The organism is Flavobacterium sp. I-STPP5a (assembly GCF_009764685.1).
Taxonomy (GTDB): domain Bacteria; phylum Bacteroidota; class Bacteroidia; order Flavobacteriales; family Flavobacteriaceae; genus Flavobacterium.
On sequence record NZ_VHLM01000029.1, the window covers coordinates 1 to 23,535 of the forward strand.

Sequence of the window (23,535 nt, forward strand, 5' to 3'; positions counted from 1 at the left end):
AATCCTGTTGCTGGATTGGCTTCACACAATTGGTAGGTGATGCTATACGTACCACTTGGGGTATTAGCTGCTACGGTTACTATTCCATCTGCATCAATGCTCAATGGACCTGTGGTTAATGGCGTTACATTGGTATTCGTAGTTGTAGCCCCTATGTTACTTAACGTATCATTTGCTAAAGCATTTAAAGCTGTTACAACGGTATTGTTTGATGCAACGGTTACTGATGGATCGGCTACCGCATCAATTGGATTGTTTACTACAACTGTTGCTATAGCAGTATCACAATTTGCTGGGCTTACATTCAATCCTGTTGAAGGATTGGCTTCACATAATTGATAAGTAATGCTATAGGTGCCACTTGGGGTATTGGCTGCTACGGTTACTATTCCGTCTGCATTGATGCTCAATGGTCCTGTGGTTAATGGTGTTACATTGGTATTGGTAGTTGTTACTGCGACACCATTTCTAGTGTCGTTTGCTAAGGCATTCAAGGCTGTTACAACGGTATTATTTGATGCAATGGTTACTGATGGATCGGCTACCGCATCAATTGCATTAGCGACTACTACTGTGGCAGTTGCGGTATCGCAATTTGCTGGTGTAACGTTTAATCCTGTTGCTGGATTGGCTTCGCATAATTGATACGTGATGCTGTACGTGCCACTTGGGGTATTGGCTGCTACGGTTACTATTCCGTTGGCATTGATGCTCAATGGCCCTGTGGTTAATGGGGTTACATTGGTATTGGTGGTAGTTGCTACGATGTTGCTTAACGTATCATTAGCTAATGCATTCAATGCCGTTACAACCGTGTTGTTTGATGCAATAGTTACCGATGGATCGTTGACAGCATCAATTATACTTGTTACAACAATATGTAACGTTGCTGTAACACAATAGGATGGCACACCATTATCGCAGGTGGTATAAGGAAAGTCAATAGATCCAACAAAACCAGCAGAAGGTGTAAAAGTATAAACACCAGTTGAAGCTAAAATAAATGTTCCTTTTGGTGTTGTTACGTTTTGAGGCGAAACAGTTTGCGTATTGCCTTCTGGATCAATATCGTTAGTCGATACGTTTCCATTTGCTGCTATCGAATGTGTAGCAGTGTTGTAATCATCAGAAGAACTATTTGTATTTGCTGCACCTAGTGGCAAAACAGTAACTTCAACAGTGGCTGGTGCGCACAATCCAGAAGGATTTTCGCATATTTGATATACAAATGTGGTTACGCCTGTAAAACCTATAGTTGGTGTGAAAACTGGATTTCCAGCAACTATTGTTACAACTCCAGCACTATTTGGTGGCTGTGTTAAAATTGTCGGAATACCGATCACTCCTCCTGTATTTCCTGGTCCATCATTTCCAGTGACAGGAATGACTACTTGTGCATTAAATACTGTTGTTACAATATCATTAGTCGCAACCGGTGGATTAACATTAGATAAAGGATTCAACACCGTAATTACCAAAAGCTCTTTAGGACATGGTGCAACTGCTGCAGGCAAACAAACGTCTACTAAGAAAGTATAAACTCCTGACAAGGTTGGTGTAAATGTATAGGTACCGTTAGAATTGAATATGGGTAAAACTGCATTCGGATTTCCTACTTGTCCTACTGGTGAACCGTATGTTGTTCCAACTGGAACTTCATCATTTGTAGCAACGTTTCCTGCAATTATTGTATTTACATTTCCTGAATTTACATCTGGATTGGTACTACATCCGACTAAAAACGATAATGATGGCGTTGTTAAACCACATGGTTTTGTTCCTGCAACCGAGTAATTACCTGGACTAGTTGGCACATAAGTGTCACCAGTTGCACCAGCTATTAATACATCGTTAAGGTACCATTGATAAGGCGATAATCCTGGCTCTGCGGTTAACAAAGTCACACATCCATTAGAGTCTACGTTTGGCGTTGGTGGCAACAAAGTATCATTAAAAGAAGATAAGTATGCTGCCATCGAAAAACCCCCGCCTTGCTGAACCATACTTATAGTCATTCGTGCAGCGGATGTAAAAATAATATTAACTGGATTTGCTAACTGAACGTTTGTGAAATCAATTAAATAAAAACCAGTTGTCCCGATTTGCCTTCTTACACCGCCTAAAACTTCTAAATCAAGCCCGTTCATAAATACTTTGGTTGTACTGTCTTTTATAAGAACACAACCATAATAAGGCAAATTGCTGTTGGTATAATTTGTGAATTTTTTTGTTTCTGCTCTAAATGAACCTGTACAACTTGACATTGGTGGAAGAACAGACATATCTACTTCGCAACCTTGAGCTGTTCCTGAGTACACAGCAATTTTCTTATCTGACAAAAGTGATGTGCTAGAATAGGCAGTTACTGCGTCACCGTGATGAATTGTTTGAAAACTGCCTGCTGTTAAAAGAGTATATGTATTAGTAGATATTTGAGTTCCTGCAACATTATAATTTTTAACAACAACAGTAGTATTGGGTTCGGTTGCAACAAAAGTAGTTTGTTCTGGTAAATTTGTTGCTGTACCAGCTGTACCAGCTCCTCTAATTATAATATATTCTTGTCCTAGTACTCGAACTGGTGGTATTTCATCAAAAACTGCATCGGTACAACCTCCGGGAAGATCACCCCATGTTCCAGAATTCATTACAACTGGTTTGTTTGTAGTAACTAAATTACCTAACGTAGTTTGAAAAAGGTATGATTCACCCGCATTTAAATTTACTAAAATAGTGCCATTTACAGCTACTGCAGTACCGTTGTTTATAGCCATAACGGAATATACAGGAGCGGCGGCACTAGAACTAAAAGTAACAAGACCTGCGTAATTACTTCTATAGTAACCAAGCCTAAATATATTCCCTGGCGCTTCGTTACCATAACTTGAAAGCGCAGCATTTCCTTTTATGAAATTTGTTCGCCCGCCATTAACTTGGTCACTCTCTACATTTCTAATTGAAACTGCTATTGGAGCAGCACAAGTAAATATTAAACCCCTATCTGTATAAACAGTATTAATACTATTTGCTGCTAAGCTGACTGGTGAACCTGTTGGTCTGTAAGCGACAGGAGTTCCTGCAATTACACTTAAAGTTGTAACAGCTGTTCCATCACTTTTAGTGATTATTACAGAAACCGCTGAAGCAGAGGTAGTAGAAACTATAAATTCATTTGCATCTGATGCATAGTTCCACGGAGCAGGAGCTATATAATGCTTTATAGCATATTGCGCAAACGATTGTTGATTTACAAAAACAACAAACAAAAACAACAAGAGTATTTTGGTGTGCTTAAGAAAATAATTGTTTTTCATAAAGTTAGTTTAAAATAAGTAATTCGGGATTTAAAAAAATATTTGTTACGGCATTCGTTACTCAGAAATTATGGTGTGACCACTTTAGTCGACTTCTAAATATTAACTCACGTTACGCAAAAGGTTTTCAAAAAATTCAATTTTATCATTTTCATTGTTAATAACTTAGACTCCATAAAATTTACCACTAAAATATAATTACTCAGATTTTCTTAGCTTTTCTTAGCTTTGTTAATATTTGAAGTTCTGTATATGCTGCATTTTCAGCAGCCATATAGAAATGATTAGTTTTTGTTTTGATTGTTATTGTTGGTGATTTGGCAAAACCTGTATTGCTTTTTATTAGTTAATTATATTCTACTACTCCCCACCGTTTTTTGTAGATTGCAGTTATTTGGTCATAATCTAATTTTAAATCACTACAATCCAAGTACAACTCGCCGACTGTATCATTCTCGTTTTTGAAAACTTGCTTTGTGAGCAACAGCAGGAAATCCAGTTCTTCGAGCCAAATGTCCACGGTCTGAAGTCCAAGCTGTAATGTTTCAATATTTATGTACTTCTTAATCTCTTTATCTTCTTATGATAAAGCACTATTTATATTACTTTTTAAAGCTATAATATAATCTCTTTTTAGCTCTTTTTTTCTGAAAATCATATTCTCAATTAACTAATAGCCAACTGTCTGCTAAAACATAATCAAAATGAAATTTTAGTTTTCTTACTAAAATTAAATATTTCATTTAAGTTAAAATTTTGTTAGCAAGTTCATAATTAAATGTAAAAATATTAAGTTAATCTTCAATAACATAATTAATTCCTGTAAACTCGTTAAAAAACAATTAAAATCGTTAAATAACTCTAAAGAACAAAAACATAACTTAAGTCCTTTGTCCATCATAGAATTAGATTATATTCTTTTATAAATACGGTAAAAGAGATATAAAAAATGATATACAATTTAAAACTTCCGCAAATCGCACACTTTTATCTACTTAAATTTAAAAATTGGTTAAGGATTTGTATGAATAAATTCAACGAATTAAGTTAAAGTATCAACAATTGAACCTATAAATGATTATTTACCTAATTATATACTTCAATAAAAGAGAGTATTTAAAAAGGTTACTACCACATAAAAAAATAAGAATCTACTATAAAAAAACTTGAATTAGGAAATAAAAAAGATTACATAACATACAACATATAGTAAAATTTTAAAAAAGGGTCTAGATTTGACCTTGAGATAAGTATTCAGAAAAAGGTTAATGAAATACAACAAACTGCTAGTAAATCCTCAACCAATTCTTAACTAAATATAAAAAAAGGGAGCAACTTTAAATTAAAAGTCAAACCCCTGTATTATAAAAATTAAACACTTTTTAAGATTATGTTGTAAAGAGTATTCATTACAACCTTCAACTCCACAACTGTTACTTTCATTCGTATTCAGAACACTAACTTTAGCATCAAACGCGCCTTCATCCCAATTTTTTTGAAGTGTTTTTAAAATGATGTCCTCATACTCTGCTTTAGGAATAGCCTACTTTGTATTAAAACAAAAAAGAACTCCTCGAAATCCTATTTTTTGAACCTCGCCATAACGGCTCTTTCAATTAAAAATCCAATCCCGAATTCTTGTCATTTTAAGCCTAAACGTAATCTTTTTATATTTTTAAGCTAAATTTTCATCAGGACAAGCCACAAAATTTGGGTCTAATGGATAGGCTTTTCTATTCGAATTCAAAAAAAAATTTGCCTAAAGAATCTCGCAAAACAAGGTCTAGACTTGTTTACTAATATAGCCAAACAAGTAGAGGATATAAAAACCCATTTTTGAATTTTTAAATTATTATAGATATTTTGAAGTTAAAAATGAGACTACACCTCGTCACTAGTAAAAGTAGTAAAGCTTTTCTTTTTAAAAGGTCTAATGATGAGCCTGCCCTCACGATCAAAACGAATGTAATTGTAGACCCAGTTTAGGAATACAACGGCTTTGTTCTTGAAGCCAATTAGCGAAAATAAATGGACAAACATCCAAACAAACCAAGCAAAAACACCATTAAAATGATATTTAGGCAAATCGACCACAGCTTTGTTCCTGCCAATGGTAGCCATAGAGCCTTTGTCATTGTATTCAAATGCTTCCAAGGGTTCCTTTTTAAGTAATCGTATTATATTCGTGCCTAATACTTCCCCTTGTTGCAAAGCAGGTTGTGCCATCATAGGATGCCCTTCTGGATAGGCAGCTGATACCATAGACGCAATATCGCCAATAGCAAATATATTTTGGTAGCCATGAACCTGACTGTATTCATTGACTTTTATTCGCGCTACTTTTTCAACCAATGATTTTCCATCTAAACCGGCAACTAATGCACCTTGAACACCTGCGGTCCAGATTACGGTAGCGGTATCAAAAGTCAAATCAGAATTGGTTGTAATAGTACGTCCATCATAATTGGTCACACGAACGTTTTTCCAAATTTTAACACCTAAACTTATTAGAAATTTCTCAGCAGCTTCCGATGATGCTTCGCTCATGGTATTTAAAATTCGATCACCGCTTTGAATTAAGTTTATTTCCATTTTAGCAATATCCAAATCTGGATAATCTTTTTGGAGAATGGCTTTTTTCATTTCGGCAAGAGCACCAGCAAGCTCTACTCCTGTTGGCCCACCTCCTACCAAAACAAAATTAATGAGACTGTTTTGTTCCGAAACATCTTTGGTAAGTACTGCTTGTTCAAAATTCTCTAAGATGAGACTTCTTATATTGAGTGACTGCGGTATGGTTTTCATGGCCATACTGTTGCGTTCTATCTCTTTATTTCCAAAATAATTCGTTTTGGAACCCGTAGCAATAACCAGATAATCATAGTTTAACTCCCCAATTTCGGCAATTACTTTTTGATTTTTGGTGTCAATTTCCTGAACATTGGTCAATCTAAAATAAAAATCATCGTATTCCTGAATCACTTTTCGAATGGGATAAGCAATAGATCCTGCCTCTAATCCGCCAGTAGCCACTTGATACAGTAAGGGCTGAAATGTATGGTAGTTGTGCTTGTCTAGTAACACTACTTGCACTTTTTTATTCTTTAATTTTTTTGCCAAGGCTATTCCCGCAAATCCGCCACCTATGATGACCACTCGGGGTAAGGATGAATGAGGTATGTTCATTGTAATGTATTGACTGTTTGATTCCAAATATACAAAGATATTTTAGAGTACCTCAACCTCTAACAAATTGTCAAGTACAATTGTTCGCAAAAATTTCTTTCCACAAAAAGAGTTTCTTTACCAAGGTCTTTTATCTCCATAACTATTTTAATTTTAGAATATAACTGTATGACCAGGCAATAATTGTGCTTAAATCAATTAGCATTCTCTTAAAACAATTCATATTGAAAAAGCCACTTCCTAAACTTAGGAGACAACAATACTAATCTAATTAAAGAATATTACTTCATTAAGCCATAGGATTGCATTAAACAATTGGTAAATGGGCATTTAATAATGTACTTTTGCAAAAAAAATACACTTGTGAATTACCTTTCAGTAGAAAACATATCGAAATCATTTGGAGAAAGAACCTTGTTTAAAGACATTTCTTTCGGGATAAATAAAGACCAAAAAATTGCTTTCATTGCCAAGAACGGCTCTGGAAAAACCACGATCATGAGCATTATCAATGGTCTTGAAGAAGCAGATTCTGGCCAAGTTGTGCTTAGAAAAGGGATTAAAATGGCGTTTTTGTCCCAAAACAATAATTTGCAAGACGAATTGACTATTGAAGAAAGCATTTTTGCCTCTGATAATGAAACGCTAAAAGTTATTGAAGCCTACGAAAAAGCATTGGAAAACCCCGAAGACGAAGAGGCGTACCAAAAAGCTTTTGATGGTATGGATCAGCATAATGCTTGGGATTTCGAAACACAATACAAGCAAATTTTATTCAAATTGAAATTAGAAAATTTCAAGCTTAAAGTAAAAAATCTTTCGGGTGGACAAAAAAAGCGTCTATCACTAGCCATCATTTTGATCAATCGTCCTGATTTGTTAATTCTTGATGAACCTACGAATCACTTGGATTTAGAAATGATTGAATGGCTCGAAAGTTACTTTGCCAAAGAAAACATTACGCTGTTTATGGTGACGCACGACCGTTTTTTCTTAGAGCGTGTGTGTAATGAAATCATAGAATTAGACAACGGAAAATTATACCAATACAAAGGAAATTACTCGTATTATTTAGAGAAAAAAGAGGAACGCATTGCCTCAGAAAATTCAAGTGTTGATAAAGCACAGAATCTTTTTGTAAAAGAATTAGAATGGATGCGCCGTCAGCCAAAAGCGAGAACGACAAAATCAAAATCGCGTCAGGATGATTTTTATGAAATCAAAGAAAAAGCACAAAGCAGGCGTCGTGAAAACAAAGTAGAACTTGAAATTAACATGGAACGCATGGGAAGCAAGATTATCGAGCTTCACAAAATTTCTAAAAAATTCAAGGACCATGTGATCATGGACAACTTTAGTTTTGATTTTCAACGTGGCGAACGTATTGGTATCATTGGTAAAAACGGAACAGGAAAATCGACTTTCTTGAATTTATTGACCGGTACTTTACCTCTTGATGGCGGGAAAGTGGTAGTAGGTGAAACCATAAAAGTAGGCTACTATACGCAAAGCGGAATCAACCCAAAACCAGGACAGCGCGTTATTGATGTCATTAAGGAATACGGAGAATTTATTCCGTTGATGAAAGGAAAATTGATTTCGGCATCACAGTTGTTAGAACGATTTTTATTTGATGCCAAAAAACAATATGACTTTGTAGACCGGTTGAGCGGTGGTGAGTTGAAACGTTTGTATCTGTGTACCGTTTTGATTCAGAATCCAAACTTTTTGATTCTGGATGAACCAACGAATGATTTGGACATTGTAACACTTAATGTACTAGAGAGTTTTTTACTAGATTATCCGGGCTGTCTTTTAGTGGTTTCTCACGACAGGTACTTTATGGACAAAATTGTGGATCACTTATTCATTTTTAGAGGGAACGGTGTTGTGGAAGATTTTCCAGGAAACTACTCTGATTTTAGAGCCTATGAAGACAGTGCTGATGTTGCTCAAAAAGAGGAAAACAAAGCCGAAAAGAAAGACTGGAAACAAAACAATCCAACTGGAAATTTGACTTTTAATGAGCAAAAAGAATTCCAGAAAATAGAACGAGAAATCAAAGATTTAGAGATTCAAAAAATAGCTATTGAGCAACTTTTTTCAGACGGAAAAATTACGGATGCCGACATTGAGAAAAAAGGAAATGAATTGCAAAACCTCATCCAAAAGATGGAACTTAAAGAAGAACGTTGGTTTGAATTAAGCGCCAAAATGGAAGGTTAAAATTAGTATTCAGTTGCATTTTGCAGCTTGAAACATTATTCCTTTTTAGGATTAAATCCACAACAAAATCAATATTTTGTTGTGGATTTTTTTTTGCATGAAACCAATTTTTGAGTGGTAAGAAAAATTACATTGAATTAAAAGCCCGATCGGTGTTTTGTAGTTTATTTTATATATTTTTGAGAAATTTATTTTTTGATTTTTGTCAGACTAAGATAACCAATTGTGCTAGGTTGAAATGATTTCATTAGATTTATAAACAAGTTAGCCATCATTGCAGAGAAACACGGGGAAAAATTGAACAAATAGAAAATGATTTATAATTTACCTACATATATCACGTTAATTTTTGGACTCACAACAATTGCAACTTTACTACTATTTTCTTGGACAATTAGAAAAGCAAATTCTGAACTGACACGAAAAAAAACAATACCAATTTTCATTGGTTTGACATTTTGGTTAATTATTCAAGCAGTTTTAACTTTGAAAAATATTTACAACACTGAAACAAACTCTTTCCCTCCAAAAATTTTATTGATAGGGATTTTGCCGACAATTTTAACAGTTATTTTATTGTTTGCAACCTCAAAAGGCAGACAGTTTATTGACAGTTTACCTCTTAAAAACTTGACTTATTTAAATATTGTGAGAATACCAGTTGAAATAATTTTATTTTGCCTTTTTCTCAACGGAGCAATTCCTGAACTAATGACTTTTGAAGGAAGAAACTTTGACGTAATTGCTGGAATTTCTGCACCAATTATCGTATATTTTGGGTTAACAAAAAATAAACTGAACCGACAAACAATACTAGTATGGAATTTTATTTGTCTCGGACTTTTGGTTAATATTATAGTGAATGCATTATTATCCGCACCTTCTCCAATCCAAAAATTTGCTTTTGACCAACCTAATATTGCAATTTTAAATTTTCCTTTTAGTTGGTTACCTACTTTTATTGTACCAATCGTTTTATTTGGACATTTAACTTCAATTAGACAATTAATTATAAAAAAATGAAAAATTTTAAAAGTGAAATTTTAAAAAATATATGTTACACCGAACTTGTTTATGGAAGATTTAATAAGAAACTAAATATTGAACTTTCAAAAGAAAAAATTGAAGAATTTATTTTGGAAACTATTTCAGAAACTGACGAAGCGAAATTTCAAAAAAAAGGAAAAAATATTTACATTACAAACAAGGAGAAAAACATTAGACTAACAATTAATTTCTATACGTACAGAATAATTACAGCAGACAAATTAAATATAAAAACAACGATAGAAAAAACAATGAACGAATAACCGCAGTTTGTCAATATGGCTAGATTACACTTAATTTTAAGTTAGATTTGTACTTGAAAAATCACTCATTAACCGTATAATTAGGCTTTCTTAATCCAAAAAGTGACCAAACCTTGACGGTAAATACACATTTTTACCTCAAATTGACATCCTCAGTTAACGGAAAAAAGTAAAAAATTTGATTGGAAATTTTAGAAAGACAAATAGCAATAATGGAAGTACAATTTTTTAAACCCAAAAACGAAATTCTAAAAAAATATATTGACGGATATTATTTTATGACCGAAAATGAATCCTTGAAGTCAAATAAATATTGGACCTTTCCTAGTAATTTCTGCCTTGTGACCATTTGCCAAAACGCAAATATTGTCTCTAAAAGAAATAAAATTTCAATTCTACCATCTATCAAAACTAAACTTGATTCTTATTGCTTTTATAATATTTCGCTTCCCGTTGAGATTTTCTATGAAAAACCAAGAAATGAACTAACTGTATACTTCAAACCTGCAGGTATTCTTCATTTTTTAGACGATATTCAATTTGAAATAGGCAAAGACACTATGTCTGACTTTCAGCCCCACTCTGATTATTTGAATGAAATGGGAAAGATTATAAAAATTGAAAACAAAGAAGATCAAACCATTGCATTAGAGAATTATTGGTTATCAAAATTTCGTAACAAAAATTTTGATACACTGGAACATATTTTACTTGAGATTGAAAACGGTACCAAAATCAATGATCTAGCAAATAAATTAAATGTGTCACGCCAGTATTTTCATAAAATGTTTTTTAAGAATATCGGAAAATCCCCTTCTGATTATAGGAAAGCACATCGTTTTAAAAGCATAATTGAAAAGTATAAATCTGAGAAAAAGTTCATTGAACTCTCCCTCGGAAGCTTGTATTTTGACCAACCCCATTTTAATAAAGATTTTAAGGATTTAACAGGTATCAATCCAAGTTCATTTTTCAAAAAAGTAGATACAAAAGATAGTAACCATTGGCTTTTTGTATGATGGTTTACATTCTTACAATGTTTTTACGCAATTATAAAATAGTTTTGCCCACCTAATAAAATTGTTGAAAAATGAAAAATTCTAAAATAAACGTATTGCCTATCGTATTCGTGTTTTGTATGGTGTGGTCTCATTTCACATTTGCACAAAAACTGAACCTTAATGAAATAAACCAACAATTAAGAGTACTCGAAAAAGAAAACTATTTAAGCGGCGTTATTCTTATTGCAAAAAATGGTAAAACTATATATAAGGAGGCATTCGGCTTTGCTAATCTTCAAGACAGCGTTCGAAATAAATATAACACAAAGTTCAATTTAGCTTCTATGAACAAAATGTTTACTGGAATGGCTATTATGAAATTGATGGAAGCTGGAAAAATTTCACTTCAGGATAAAATAGGTAAATATCTTCCAGATTATCCAAACAAGGCTGTTGCTGATTCAGTAACAATCCATCAACTATTAACCCACACTTCAGGAATGACCAGTTTTTGGGAGGAACACGACAAATTAGCGAAAGAAAAATTCAAAACAGTAGCTGACTATCTTCCTTTATTTGTTAATCAAGAACTATTGTTTACGCCTGGCACTGATTTCCAGTACAGTAATTCAGGATATATGGTCTTAGGTTTACTTATTGAAAAAATAACGGGTAAAAATTATTTTGACTTCGTAAAAGAAAATATTTATAAACCTGCAAAAATGATGTTTACAGATGCTTATGAGTTAGATGAAGCCATTTCCAATCTGGCTATTGGATATACCATGTCGTTAGAAAAACCTGGGCAATGGAAAAACAATATTTTTTTAAATCCTACAAAAGGAACACCTGCCGGTGGAGGCTCTTCAACAGCTGACGATTTGCTGAAATTTGCCAATGCTTTACAAAACAATATTTTACTTAGCAAAGAGATTGCAACTCTTTACACATCAGGCAAAGTGAAGTATCGAGAAGGAATGTATGGCTACGGGTTTGCAGAAAACACAATAAACGGGCACCGCCTTATTGGACATACCGGCGGACACGATGGTGTTGCCAGTGAACTAATGATTTTTCCTGACTTAGGCTATACAGTCGTAATACTTACAAATGGAGAGGTTGAAAATTATTGGGAAGTGAGCAATCTAATCAAAAAACAATTGGTAGGTCCAACATCAACAATGGACAACTTTTTTTACACAAAAAATATAATTAACACCGTATCAAAAAGCGGGTATGAAGTTGGAATTAAAGAAATGGAAAAAAGTTCAAAGAAATATTCATTAAGAGAAAGCCTTATTGAAAGATACGGTTACAAATTTTTGTTTGAAAAAAAGAATACTCAGGCAATAGATTTATTTAAATTAAATATCCATAATTCCCCAAACTCAACTACTGGATATTACAATCTAAGTGAAGCCTACAGGATTTTAGGACAAAAAAAAGAAGCAATAGAATATCTAAAATTATATATTGAAAAAGAGCCAGAAGATAATGAAGCCAAATTAAAATATGCAACATTAACCAAATAACAAACCCTAAAAAGTGAGACAAGTGATATGCGTATGAGGCTTAATGGAAATTTTTTTTTATATTTGAGATGATTTGCTTCGGCTGTTTGCTATCAATCGGGTAGTAAATCCACTGTAATACAACAACTTTGGTAGCAATTTTATAAATCTGCGATTGTAACAAAATATTTTTTTAAAAGTCTAATTAAAGAAAAAGAAATATGGAAACGGACAGAAGACTTTGGCTGAAAAAAATTGGAATTGGAATAGCTGGTATTGGACTTACAAACTTCAATTCATTTGCTAGTCCCCTTGTATCAGAAAATTTAATTGATAGTTTTGAGAATGATGCTAACTTAATTTTTTTACGTTCAAATGAAAACCCTTATGGTCCATCTCCATTAGCAAGGAAAGCATTTGTGGACAACGCAAATATTAGTAATCGTTATAATTGGGATATAGAGACACAAATAATTTCTGACCTTGCAAAAAAGAATAGTGTTAAAGACGAAAACATAATGTTGGGTGCCGGTTCAACTGAAATTTTAGATTTGGTTGCAAAATTTGTCTCAATAGGCAAAGGTAATTATGTAATCGCCGACCCAAGCTATGATTATTGGACAGTTACTTTAGATACTTTAGGTTTAACTAAAAACAAAGTACCACTTACAACCGATAAGAAAATTAATTTACAAGCTATGTTCGAAGCTGTAAACCAAGATACAAAATTGGTTTATATCTGCAATCCAAATAACCCAACAGGAACAATTTGCGAAAGAGAGGCATTGGTTGATTGTGTAACCAAGATTTCACAAAATACAATTGTATTAATTGATGAGGCCTATTTGGAATTTACTAAACAGCAATCCCTTAGCAATCTCATAAATGACCACAAAAATATTATTATAGTTAAAACATTTTCCAAAATCTATGGTTTGGCTGGAGCACGAATTGGGTATGCTATTGCGAACAAAACGATAATTGATAATTTGGCAAATTCGCAATCCAATACAAATAATAGCGTTAGTGTATTATCAAAACTTGCTGCTATAGCCTCGTTGAAAGATGATAAATTTGTTTCAAATTGCAACTTGTTAAATGAAAATGCAAGACAATATACCATCAACGAACTCCAAAAATTAAACTGTGAGTGCATTTCCTCTAACACAAATTTTATCTATTTTTCACTTGCAAAATACAATAAGGATTATTTCAAACAATTAGAAGATAATAATATTGAAGGGGGAAGAATATATGAAGAGCAAGGTAAATGGACAAGAATTACAGTGGGTAAAATGGACGAAATGAAAAAATTTATTAAAGCCATACAATAAAAAATATGACTTCAACAAATTATTCAGAAGGTAGAATTATATACCACCTATCAAAATAAAAAACTTTTCTACTAGCAGTTAAAACCCAATGTTGCGGCTACAAAAATCATCTTATACATGCATAGCGCTAAATTGCATTAGTTGCCCACAAAACAAGTAACCGCCCTTCGGAAATGAAAAAGTTCATAGTTGAACTGCGCAAACATCAACCTTTGCGCCTACAATTATAGTCACAAAATCAACGTTTAACTGATCAGAACAATAATAACTTATTAAACGTAGGTTTGGGGTTTTGCAATTTATTTTATATATTTTTGAAAAATATAATTTTTGATTTTTGAATCAGCAATATTCCAAATTATGGTCGATTGAAATGATTTTGTTATTTTACTTACAAGTTAGCAGAAATTTTATGAAATATAGAGACGAAGATCCGCTTGAAATACAATTTTTAAATGACGATTTAATAACGTCAGATATGTATCTTTGGAGATATTTAGATCTTCACAAATTCTTGTCTTTTGTTTCTAAAAAATCTTTGTTTTTTACTCGCTTAGATAAATTTGAAGATAAGCGTGAGGGAATAACGACAAAGCATTTGTATTTTAGACGAATCAAAAACGTTATCGAAAATGATCCAATTTTTGATAGCCTACGCGAAATGATAACAGTTGATGTTTTAGGAAGCAGAATGAATATTATTTCAAAAGAACTTGAAACAATTCAACGATTCAATTTTGCTAACTGCTGGCTTTTATCTCGAGATAATTTTGAATCTGCTGCTATGTGGAGTTTATATAGTAATCCAAACAGCGTAGCAATCAAAATTCCTTATAAAAACTTCAAGAAACTACTCTTAGAAAACGGGTTTGATAATGACGGTTTTGGACGCAGAATAATTTGCTCTTCAGTTAATTATAAAGATTTTCAAAATACAAATCACATTTTCAATCCAGATCAAGAAGAAATTGAGGACAGCGTATTTCAAAAAGACGTTAGTTTTGAACATGAAAAAGAATTTCGGATGATTCTTAGAGAAGAACCTACCGATATTCCTCCTATAGAATATCATGAAAACAGCAACAACGAACACATGGATAAAATTCATAAATCAATATATGATTATCCAGGAATTTCTCTAGAACTCAAAAATTTTGAAAAGTATCCATTTCAAGTTGTCCATCATCCAAAATCTCAAGATTGGGCAAAAACAAATATAGAAGCAATTATTAAACAATTCAATATTCCATTTTCTATATCAAACTCAAAACTTGAGTTAAAATAAACCCCATGTCAAAATCTATAGAAATCATCTAATACATGCAAAGCGCAACATTACATTCGTTGCCCACAACCACGAGCATCCTCAATTCGGAGACGAAATAGTTCTTCCTTATACTACGCAAATATCCAACTTTTCGCTCACAAACATACTTACAAAAAAACACTACAAACCCCACCTCAAGTACATAATCATAACTTGGGATGGGGTTTTTCGTATGGATACATTAACAGAAAATTAGCACAATTGCACTGCTTGAGTATTGAAATAACGTATACATTTGAAAATTAATTTCAATCATCAAACTGTAAATCAACTCAAATGAACGTAAAATCTGCAAACACACCCATCAAAAAAAAATCTAAATTCATACCATACCTGCTCTTGTTGAGTACGATTTTGTTTTTTCAATATTCTAGGTCACAAAATATTTCAGTAAAAATAATTGATGCCACTACTAAAGGGCCCATACCTTACGCCACCATCAATATTGATAAAAAAGAACATTTGATCTCAAATGCCGAAGGTTTTTTTAACTTATCTGAAACTGCAATTCAAGACGAAAATATACTAACCATTACCTATCTAGGTTACAAAAATCTTGAAGTTAAAGTAAGTCAATTATCAAAACTAGATTACATTTTAGCCCTTACTCCCACTATTTTTGAACTAGATGATGTACAAGTAAATGGTGAAAAACCAAATCCTTATTCAATCATGGCTACCGTTAAAGCAAATCTTTCTTTGAATTACAGCAATACCGATAATCCTATCAAAGACATGCTATTTGTTAGAAAATCAACAGCGACCAATCCTCATGAAATTGTAGTTGATGTAAATAAGTCTACAGGCTTTTCAAAACAAGCTCTCAAACAAGTCAATAGTGATATTCAAAACTTCACCAATACCTTAGTTAAATCACCCCCAAAAGAGTATACAGACATGTTGTGTAATTTATTTACTCATACTATTAAAAAAGACAGTAAGTCATTTGTATCACATAAAATGAACGTTCTCAAAGCAACTGTTCTCAAAAATGAAGGAAGTGCAACCTCATCAGAAGAGTTGAAACAAATAGGCATAAAAACAATGCTAAAACACTTAGATTCTACTAAGTATTACCGCATTAAAAGTGGTCTCATAGGTTCTCGAGATACCATTTCTTTAAGAAAAGATTTCAATAAAAAGAAAGCAAAAAATAAAAAAACAGATCAAAGTACGCTGCTTACATCCATAAAATACAATTTAACAGAATTCATTCAGAACAATAATTTAGGTAATTCTTCAGAGCATGATTTTATAAAAAATCCAGAACTGTACCGTTACAAGTTTGAAGGAACTACTTTTACTGAGGATAACGATTATGCATTTGTACTTTCATTTTCACCAAAAAAAGGCAATGCAAAATTTACAGGTAAGCTGTACATTAATGAGTCTGACTATGCCGTTCTTAGAGCTGAATTCCAACTTGATGAAGGAGAGAAACTTAACAATGTTAATTTAAAATGGCTTTTAGGCATTAAAGTAGCTCAGAATACTAAAAAAGGAATTTTAATGTTTCGCAAAAAATCTGAAAACAAGAATTACTACTTGCATTATGCCTCTGAAGAAAATGGCAATTATTTTTATGTAAACCGACCTTTGAAATTTATTGAAATCACAAAAGAAGATAAAGACATTCTATCATTAGACATAAAATTTGAAGGCAACTCTTTAACTAAAACTGAATTTTTAAATCTATCACATTCCCTTGTAACAGATGCTGATGTTGCTAAAGTTGTCGAGAATGAATTCAACATTGTAGCCTTAAAATCATACGATCCTAAAATATGGAAAGGCTACCATGCTATTGAACCAGTAGCAGAATTAAAGAGATTCAGAGTAAAAGATTAATTTACATCATGCAACTTCTTATCATATTTTTCTAACAGAATAGAATTAAAAAATAAAATGGCTGTACAAAAAATACAGCCATTTTACTAACTAACTAAAAAAAACAACTAACTAAAAACTAACTAACTAACTAACTAACTAACTAACTAACTAAAATCACTTAACAATTATTTTTACAACTTCATAAGATGTTGTGGAGCTGATTATTTTACTAAAATAGATACCCGCAGTCAAACTTGATTTAGAAATCCCAACTTCATTATTTCCTACTTGTGTATCGTGGTACAACGTTTTTATGAGCTTACCGTTTACATTATAAATCTCTATGGCAACCCTTTCTGCATCCTTTGCTGTAAAACGCAGTTTTGAATTTTCATCAATTGGATTTGGAGATATCGACACTTTGTTTCCTTGATAGCCTGAATCAAAATCAGCCGTATTCAGTGTAAGATTTTTTGAAAACTGTATGGTTTGCAAATCCATTTCCTTAATGGTTGCTTTTCCATCAAGAGCAGTCATTTTAAACACTATTGTTTTAATATCATTTAACACCAATGGATTTCCTGTACTAGATGCAAACGCTGCAAATGGAATTGCAAAATCTTGTAAATCGTTTGTAAGCGTAATTGTTGTTTTGTACTGTTGCTCCCAGTTTGCAATACTATTTTTTACAAAAACTATTTCTAGTACACCCGTTCCTTTTCCTCGAAGATGCAAACTTTTATAAGTTGATAAATCTACTGCTTTAAACCTAGGAGTTAGCGCTCTGTAAGCTGAAACATAATCTGTAGTGGTAGCTGTAAGGCTTATATTGCGCTCTACAGGAAAACTTCCAGCATCATACTCTCGTGTATTTACGCCTACAATATAATTAGTTACGGTCGTTGTACTTGCTGGTGCGTCAATTCCCCAAGGTCCATCAGACAAGAATAAATCATCTGGAGTGGCAACCCCATCCCCTATTCTAAATCCGATATCAAACAAATTACCCGTTGGCACCACAATATCCGTTACATATTTTTTATTCAAATTAATAGAACTGTTTATTTTTTGCTCAGTACTGGTTTCTGTTTTTCTCAAACCTCCATCAAAAGTTACGGCGCTTGTAGCATTTGTATTGATAACTTGTAACTCCAAGTTTCCGTTGCTATATCTTCCTTTTTTGACGAAAACTGTTGGTGGCTCTGATAAGGTATAACCAATAATTGGTTTTTGTTTTTGAATTAAATTAACAACTTCTTGCCCTATTTTAAACAAATCATCGATTGAATTTGTCCAAATTTGAAAATTATAAAAGCCAATATTCTTTTCATATTTATCAAGATTCCAATGGCTTTCTAGCGCATAATTCGCATCTGTATTTACTTTCTTAGCCGAAAAACTCAATACATACTCAATACTATTATCTGCATTTTTTATAATCGTTTTGATAAAAGGCTGCTCGTTAATTTCTATAGTTGATACTGAAAGAATTTGTGCTCCTAACAATCTATCGCAAATAAACTTAGTATGTTCATACACGCCATTATTTGTTTTCAAGGCGAGAATAGAGGCAATTGTTTTATTATTTTTAATGTAATCTACTGAGTATACTTCGGATGCATTGGTAATAGAAAGTAAATCTGTAGGAGTAGACTCTACTACTGATTGCTCATTAATAACACCAAATGGAATAAAATCTTTGAGTACTGTACCCGATGCCTTTCTAGAAAATAAACTTGGTTTTGTAACTTTTCTTGCTGTTGAAAAATCAAACTTATACGCTGTTTTTACTCTATTAAAATTTCGTTTGTTAATTTGTTCTGCCAATCTATTGTTACTCTCTAGTCCGCCCTCATTAGCTCCAGAAATTGAAGCGTTATAAACAGGACAACTAGCATATCCTGAACAAGATGGATCATCGCAATCAATCAAATTATCGCCATCATCATCAATCCCGTTATCGCAAATTTCTTGCGGTACTGGAGCAGTTGGGCATCGTGCTCCATCATTACTTGAACTTGATGGACCAAAGGCAAATAAATTAGAATTCATCCCAATTACACCATCTAAATCTTTAACATCACGGATCACATAAACGGTCCCTGTTTGATTAGCAGACACATAAAAACTTCCTGCTAAATCAAAATATACAGCTCCATAGGTATAATTATTACCTAACATTGCCGGTACAACTCCTAAATTTGTAACTACTCCATTTAATGGATTAACACGATACAAAATATTAGTAGCTTGTTCCACAGTATATAAATTACCGTCAACAGCATTGAAAGCCCAATCGTGAACATTGATGCCTTGTGATAATACAAAAGAACCTAAATACTGCAAATAAGATTGTGAGGCTGGATCCAAATCAATTTTGTAATAGGTACTCCCACCAGATTTAAAAAAATAAATACCATCTGGACTCACATCACCTACAAATCTACTCGCATCAGGTAATGCGCTAATGGTGTAAATGGTGGTGTTAAAATTTTTACCAATCCTAACTATAGATTTAGAAGGAGAGGTTAAATAGCCCCAAATATATCCATCCTTAGCATTATAACCTGCTCCATTTATACTTCCAGTTGTAATATTTTGTGCTACCGAAATAGAATTACCAGATGCTAAGTCAATTGCAAAAATATCATTGCCTTGAAATAAGTAGGCATTAAAATCACAATTAAAAGGTATGTCTTGTGCACTAAATTTAATAGTAAAAAGTAGCAAAAACAATAAAAATCCTCTTGATACTTGACGATGTATAATTTTAGTCATATCTATTTCTTTTTAAGTAATTAATATGTTAAAATTAGTTTAACATATTAAAGAAAAAAAAATATTTAGATATTATGGAGAGTAACTATCGATGGATGGTCTTTTTCTATAGACCATCCAAAAAAAAAAAAACATAAACTACTCTCTACCAAGCAATAGGATTGTAATCTTTCAAAAACTTCCCACACCAATGTTTACCGGTATTGATGCCGTCAAATAGCGGATCCATAACTCTTGCAGCACCATCTACAATATCCAGAGGAGGTTGAAAATCTTGTTCTTCCTGTTTTCTTTTGGCCAATTCAGCGGGATCTTCATCGGTAACCCAACCTGTATCCACTGCATTCATAAAAATTCCATCTTTTGCCAAAGTACCTGCAGCGGTGTGCGTTAACATGTTTAAAGCGGCTTTTGCCATATTGGTATGCGGATGACGATCTTCTTTGAAATCACGATAAAACTTGCCTTCCATGGCCGAAACATTGATGATGTGTTTTTTGCCTGTGTTTTCTTTTTTCATCACTTCCGAAAGGCGGTTGCACAATACAAAAGGCGCTACGGAATTTACCAATTGCACTTCAATCATTTCGGTAGTTTCTATTTGACCTAATTTTAATCGCCAACTGTTTGTTTTTCGTAAATCTACTTGCTGCAAATCAGCATCGAGTTCTCCTTCCGGGAAAACTTCTTGTGCCACCAAGGCATTATCAAACGAATATGGAATCTGCGATAATTTGGCGGAAGCCCGCAACCCAATTCCAGGTTCTGGTCCGTGCCAAGTTACAGGCATATTTTCTTGGGATGAAAAACCCGTGGTCAACACTTTCAATTCATCCAAACAATTGATATGATCCAGTAATAACTCCTGTGCCTGTTGTGGTAAAGAAGTAATGGAACGCTCCTCGTTTTCCATTAGATGCGTATAGAATCCGGCTGGACGTCTTACGGTTTGCGCCGCATTATTGATGAGAATATCCAATCGCTGGTATTTTTGCTCTATAAAATTGCAAAAAATCTCCACACTCGGAATGTGGCGCAAGTCTAAGCCGTGAATTTTCAATCGGTGCCCCCAATCCATAAAATCTGGCTCATTAGAAAAACGCAAAGCCGAATCAACTGGGAAACGAGTGGTGGCAACAACGGTTGCGCCTCCCCGTAAAAGCATCAACGTAATGTGATAGCCTATTTTTAATCGAGAACCTGTAATTACGGCAACTTGTCCCGTTACATCGGCGGTTTGGAAACGTTTGGCATAATTAAAATCACCACAATCCGTGCACATGCTGTCATAAAAATGATGCATTTTAGTAAATTCTGTTTTACAAACGTAACAGTTTCTAGGAGTTTCTAATTCTAATTGTTCTTTGCTGGCCAGATCCGTGTAAGCCAACAATTTGGGCGCTACAAATACACTTGCTTCGCGCGCTGAGCGAATTCCAGTTTCTTTCCTTGCGGTTCTATCTTGCTTTTCTTTTTTACGTTTGGCAACTAATTTTCCATCTTTCTTGCGTCGGGAAAACTCGTCCCGATCTGGGCGAGAAAATTGACCTGCAGCTTTAATTAAAGCCGTTCGCTGTTCTTTTGGAATGTCAAATATTTGGTCGGTATCAGTATTTAATTGCGCTAAAATAGCGATACATCGGTCAATTTCTTCAGAGCTTATGGCAGTTTTATGTTCTATTTGTTCCATCATTATCATAAAAATGGATCTCAATTTAGTGTAAAATCCAAGGCCGCAAATATAGCCTTTTTAACGTCGGAAAGTTTCAAGGTAATATCGCAGGAAATTTTAGCGCGAAGATGCTAGTTTTGCATTTTGACTTTCGACTATTATCTTACTATCTTCGCACCTACGATGTTCTTTCACAAAGAGGCACGAAGCACCGCAAAGAGATACAAAATTTTAGAAAAAACTGTGTCTATTTCTGTTTTATCTTTGAGAATTTCTATGTAACAAAAAAGTATTATGCTGTTTCAAATCAAATCCTATTTACAATTCCTTTGGCACTCGAAAAATGAGCATGCGGTGCATTCTCCATTTGTATTTAGTTTATTGACGAAATGTTTTTATGACAAAAATTCAAAACCCGAATATTCAATTTTAAGAAAATACAGAAACACGCTTTTAGCAAATAGTAATTCGATAGAAGTAACTGATTTTGGCGCAGGTTCGAAAGTTTTCAAATCGAATACAAGAGTCGTTGCAAAGATTGCGAGAACAGCAGGAATTTCTTCAAAACGAGCCGAATTATTATTCCGGATCACCAAATATTTTCAACCTGAAAGTATTTTAGAAATCGGAACTTCATTAGGATTAGCGACTTCGGCACTAGCTATGGCAAATCTAAAATCAAAAATCACAACGCTCGAAGGTTGTTCAAGTACAATGGCAATTGCAAAAAGTCAATTTCAGGTATTCCATTTTGATAATGTAAATCCAATTGTAACAGAATTTAGTAATTATTTAAGTGACTTTCGGCCTTCCACTTTCGACTTTAAACTCATTTATTTCGATGGCAATCACTCTAAAAAAGCAACTTTAGATTATTTTGAAGCCTTGCTTCCAACTGTAACAAATGATGCGCTTTGGATATTCGATGATATTCATTGGTCGCCAGAAATGGAAGAGGCTTGGCAAATCATAAAAAACCATCCAAAAGTGACCGTAACAATTGATACGTTTCAATGGGGATTGGTATTTTTTAGAAGAGAACAACCCAAACAACATTTTATAATTAGATTATAAAGCAAAAAAAAATGACAACCATTACTGATTGCCATTTCCTTTTGAATTAATACAACTTTATTCTTTAGCTCTTTTCATTTCTCCTGATTTTGCACCCATACGATTTAAGGTATACATTGGCGCAAATTTCAATTTCAAACCTGCAATTTTGTTATTATCTGCACTAGTAAGGCCTTCTTTTTCAACGGTATTTTTACGACTATCAAGTGCTTCATACATCAATTTTACTTCAACCCAATCTTCACGAGAATAGGCATCTTTATTATTTTCAACAGTATCCACAAATTGTTGATATACACTTAAAATATTGTTTTTATTAACCCAAACAAAACTCATGTCCTCACCTACTTTTCCTTCTCCAAAAAGCGTATTACGCATTTGTTGTTTTGGATTTACAGGTATAGCAGCAAGTGCTTCGGCTCTCATTTTTTCAAGGTTCGCTTTCATCGCTTCATACTTTGTTCTACTTGCCTCAATACGCGCTTTAGCTTCAGCGTCATCAGCCATATCAGCAAGAGCAATCTCAGCCTCTGCGCTTTTTAATTTAAACTCAGATTCTATTTCCATCCAGTTGTCCTTTGTATCCTCTGCAGCTACATTACTCAAAGAGTCTACATACATTACATAATTGTCTACTTTACCTTTAGCTTGTTCTGTTTTTTCATCTTTACAAGCTGTAAATCCTATTGCAATTACAGCAAGTCCTAATACTAGTTTTGTATTTTTCATTTTTTTATGTTTTAGTGGTTAATACGTAACAAATGTATATGCAAACCTTTCATTTTCAATTTAAAACAAAAAATTATGCAACTAATTACTATAATTGTGCAAAACTGACTAAAACAATGAGAATGCTTTACAAACAGTAATTTATAGAGATTGTCTTGCAAAGTTTTAGCTAAGGATTTCATGTCAATGAATGAGATACTGATTCCAGCATTTAGACTTCCTAATTTATGAAAACGAAAACCA

At 33.4% G+C, this 23,535-nt stretch carries 14 protein-coding genes; 9 read left to right on the plus strand and 5 right to left on the minus strand.

The window, feature by feature from the left end; translation table 11 throughout:
* Window positions 1-3,314: Ig-like domain-containing protein (locus FJV36_RS06375; protein WP_199251030.1), on the minus strand; the 3,314-nt coding region annotated here is incomplete at its 3' end.
* A gap of 1,881 nt (window positions 3,315-5,195) precedes the next feature.
* A complete protein-coding gene (locus FJV36_RS06380; RefSeq protein ID WP_158980922.1) occupies window positions 5,196-6,500 on the minus strand; it encodes an NAD(P)/FAD-dependent oxidoreductase in 1,305 nt (434 codons plus the stop codon).
* A 363-nt stretch (window positions 6,501-6,863) separates the two neighbouring features.
* On the opposite strand from FJV36_RS06380, the gene FJV36_RS06385 reads away from it, so the two are divergent.
* The 8 genes from FJV36_RS06385 to FJV36_RS06420 all read left to right on the plus strand — a co-directional run bounded on the left by FJV36_RS06385 (window position 6,864) and on the right by FJV36_RS06420 (window position 17,057).
* On the plus strand, window positions 6,864-8,726 hold the full coding sequence (locus FJV36_RS06385; RefSeq protein ID WP_158730028.1) for an ABC-F family ATP-binding cassette domain-containing protein: 1,863 nt from the start codon (window positions 6,864-6,866) through the stop codon (window positions 8,724-8,726).
* A 312-nt stretch (window positions 8,727-9,038) separates the two neighbouring features.
* Window positions 9,039-9,749: a hypothetical protein gene (locus FJV36_RS06390; RefSeq protein WP_158730027.1), complete on the plus strand. Its 711-nt coding sequence runs from the start codon at window positions 9,039-9,041 to the stop codon at window positions 9,747-9,749.
* A complete protein-coding gene (locus FJV36_RS06395) occupies window positions 9,746-10,036 on the plus strand; it encodes a DUF3781 domain-containing protein (protein WP_158730026.1) in 291 nt (96 codons plus the stop codon). Before FJV36_RS06390 ends, FJV36_RS06395 begins: the two co-directional genes overlap by 4 nt.
* A gap of 212 nt (window positions 10,037-10,248) precedes the next feature.
* A complete protein-coding gene (locus FJV36_RS06400; protein ID WP_158730025.1) occupies window positions 10,249-11,055 on the plus strand; it encodes an AraC family transcriptional regulator in 807 nt (268 codons plus the stop codon).
* A 71-nt stretch (window positions 11,056-11,126) separates the two neighbouring features.
* Window positions 11,127-12,569 carry a serine hydrolase gene (locus FJV36_RS06405; RefSeq protein WP_158980924.1) on the plus strand — a complete coding sequence of 481 codons (1,443 nt, stop codon included), beginning with the start codon at window positions 11,127-11,129 and terminating at the stop codon, window positions 12,567-12,569.
* Window positions 12,570-12,769: 200 nt separating this feature from the next.
* Complete coding sequence (locus tag FJV36_RS06410; protein WP_158730023.1) at window positions 12,770-13,882, plus strand: histidinol-phosphate transaminase; 1,113 nt, start codon at window positions 12,770-12,772, stop codon at window positions 13,880-13,882.
* A 412-nt stretch (window positions 13,883-14,294) separates the two neighbouring features.
* Window positions 14,295-15,167 (plus strand): DUF2971 domain-containing protein, encoded by an 873-nt coding sequence (locus FJV36_RS06415; protein WP_158730022.1) that lies wholly within the window; start codon window positions 14,295-14,297, stop codon window positions 15,165-15,167.
* 318 nt (window positions 15,168-15,485) lie between these two features.
* The gene (locus FJV36_RS06420) at window positions 15,486-17,057 is read left to right on the plus strand and encodes a carboxypeptidase-like regulatory domain-containing protein (protein WP_158730021.1); all 1,572 of its coding nucleotides are present in this window, start codon (window positions 15,486-15,488) and stop codon (window positions 17,055-17,057) included.
* A 156-nt stretch (window positions 17,058-17,213) separates the two neighbouring features.
* Here the strand turns inward: FJV36_RS06420 and FJV36_RS06425 are convergent, their stop codons facing one another.
* Both FJV36_RS06425 and FJV36_RS06430 read right to left on the minus strand, forming a co-directional pair.
* Entirely contained in the window at window positions 17,214-19,817 is a 2,604-nt protein-coding gene (locus FJV36_RS06425) for a T9SS type A sorting domain-containing protein (RefSeq protein WP_158730020.1), read from the minus strand.
* Window positions 19,818-19,962: 145 nt separating this feature from the next.
* On the minus strand, window positions 19,963-21,510 hold the full coding sequence (locus FJV36_RS06430) for an SDR family NAD(P)-dependent oxidoreductase (RefSeq protein ID WP_370514398.1): 1,548 nt from the start codon (window positions 21,508-21,510) through the stop codon (window positions 19,963-19,965).
* Window positions 21,511-21,783: 273 nt separating this feature from the next.
* On the opposite strand from FJV36_RS06430, the gene FJV36_RS06435 reads away from it, so the two are divergent.
* Window positions 21,784-22,563, plus strand: coding sequence for an O-methyltransferase (locus tag FJV36_RS06435; protein WP_158730019.1), 780 nt, complete (start codon window positions 21,784-21,786; stop codon window positions 22,561-22,563).
* 57 nt (window positions 22,564-22,620) lie between these two features.
* On the opposite strand, the gene FJV36_RS06440 is transcribed toward FJV36_RS06435, so the two are convergent.
* Complete coding sequence (locus FJV36_RS06440; RefSeq protein WP_158730018.1) at window positions 22,621-23,292, minus strand: hypothetical protein; 672 nt, start codon at window positions 23,290-23,292, stop codon at window positions 22,621-22,623.
* Window positions 23,293-23,535: the final 243 nt, after the last annotated feature.

Excerpts from the sequence above, each read along its gene's own strand:
- FJV36_RS06395 (WP_158730026.1), top strand. The coding sequence starts at position 9,746 with ATGAAAAATTTTAAAAGTGAAATTTTAAAAAATATATGTTACACCGAA.
- FJV36_RS06400 (WP_158730025.1), top strand. The coding sequence starts at position 10,249 with ATGGAAGTACAATTTTTTAAACCCAAAAACGAAATTCTAAAAAAATAT.
- FJV36_RS06390 (WP_158730027.1), top strand. The coding sequence starts at position 9,039 with ATGATTTATAATTTACCTACATATATCACGTTAATTTTTGGACTCACA.
- FJV36_RS06440 (WP_158730018.1), bottom strand. The coding sequence starts at position 23,292 with ATGAAAAATACAAAACTAGTATTAGGACTTGCTGTAATTGCAATAGGA.
- FJV36_RS06405 (WP_158980924.1), top strand. The coding sequence starts at position 11,127 with ATGAAAAATTCTAAAATAAACGTATTGCCTATCGTATTCGTGTTTTGT.
- FJV36_RS06380 (WP_158980922.1), bottom strand. The coding sequence starts at position 6,500 with ATGAACATACCTCATTCATCCTTACCCCGAGTGGTCATCATAGGTGGC.
- FJV36_RS06435 (WP_158730019.1), top strand. The coding sequence starts at position 21,784 with ATGCTGTTTCAAATCAAATCCTATTTACAATTCCTTTGGCACTCGAAA.
- FJV36_RS06410 (WP_158730023.1), top strand. The coding sequence starts at position 12,770 with ATGGAAACGGACAGAAGACTTTGGCTGAAAAAAATTGGAATTGGAATA.
- FJV36_RS06425 (WP_158730020.1), bottom strand. The coding sequence starts at position 19,817 with ATGACTAAAATTATACATCGTCAAGTATCAAGAGGATTTTTATTGTTT.
- FJV36_RS06415 (WP_158730022.1), top strand. The coding sequence starts at position 14,295 with ATGAAATATAGAGACGAAGATCCGCTTGAAATACAATTTTTAAATGAC.
- FJV36_RS06430 (WP_370514398.1), bottom strand. The coding sequence starts at position 21,510 with ATGATGGAACAAATAGAACATAAAACTGCCATAAGCTCTGAAGAAATT.
- FJV36_RS06420 (WP_158730021.1), top strand. The coding sequence starts at position 15,486 with ATGAACGTAAAATCTGCAAACACACCCATCAAAAAAAAATCTAAATTC.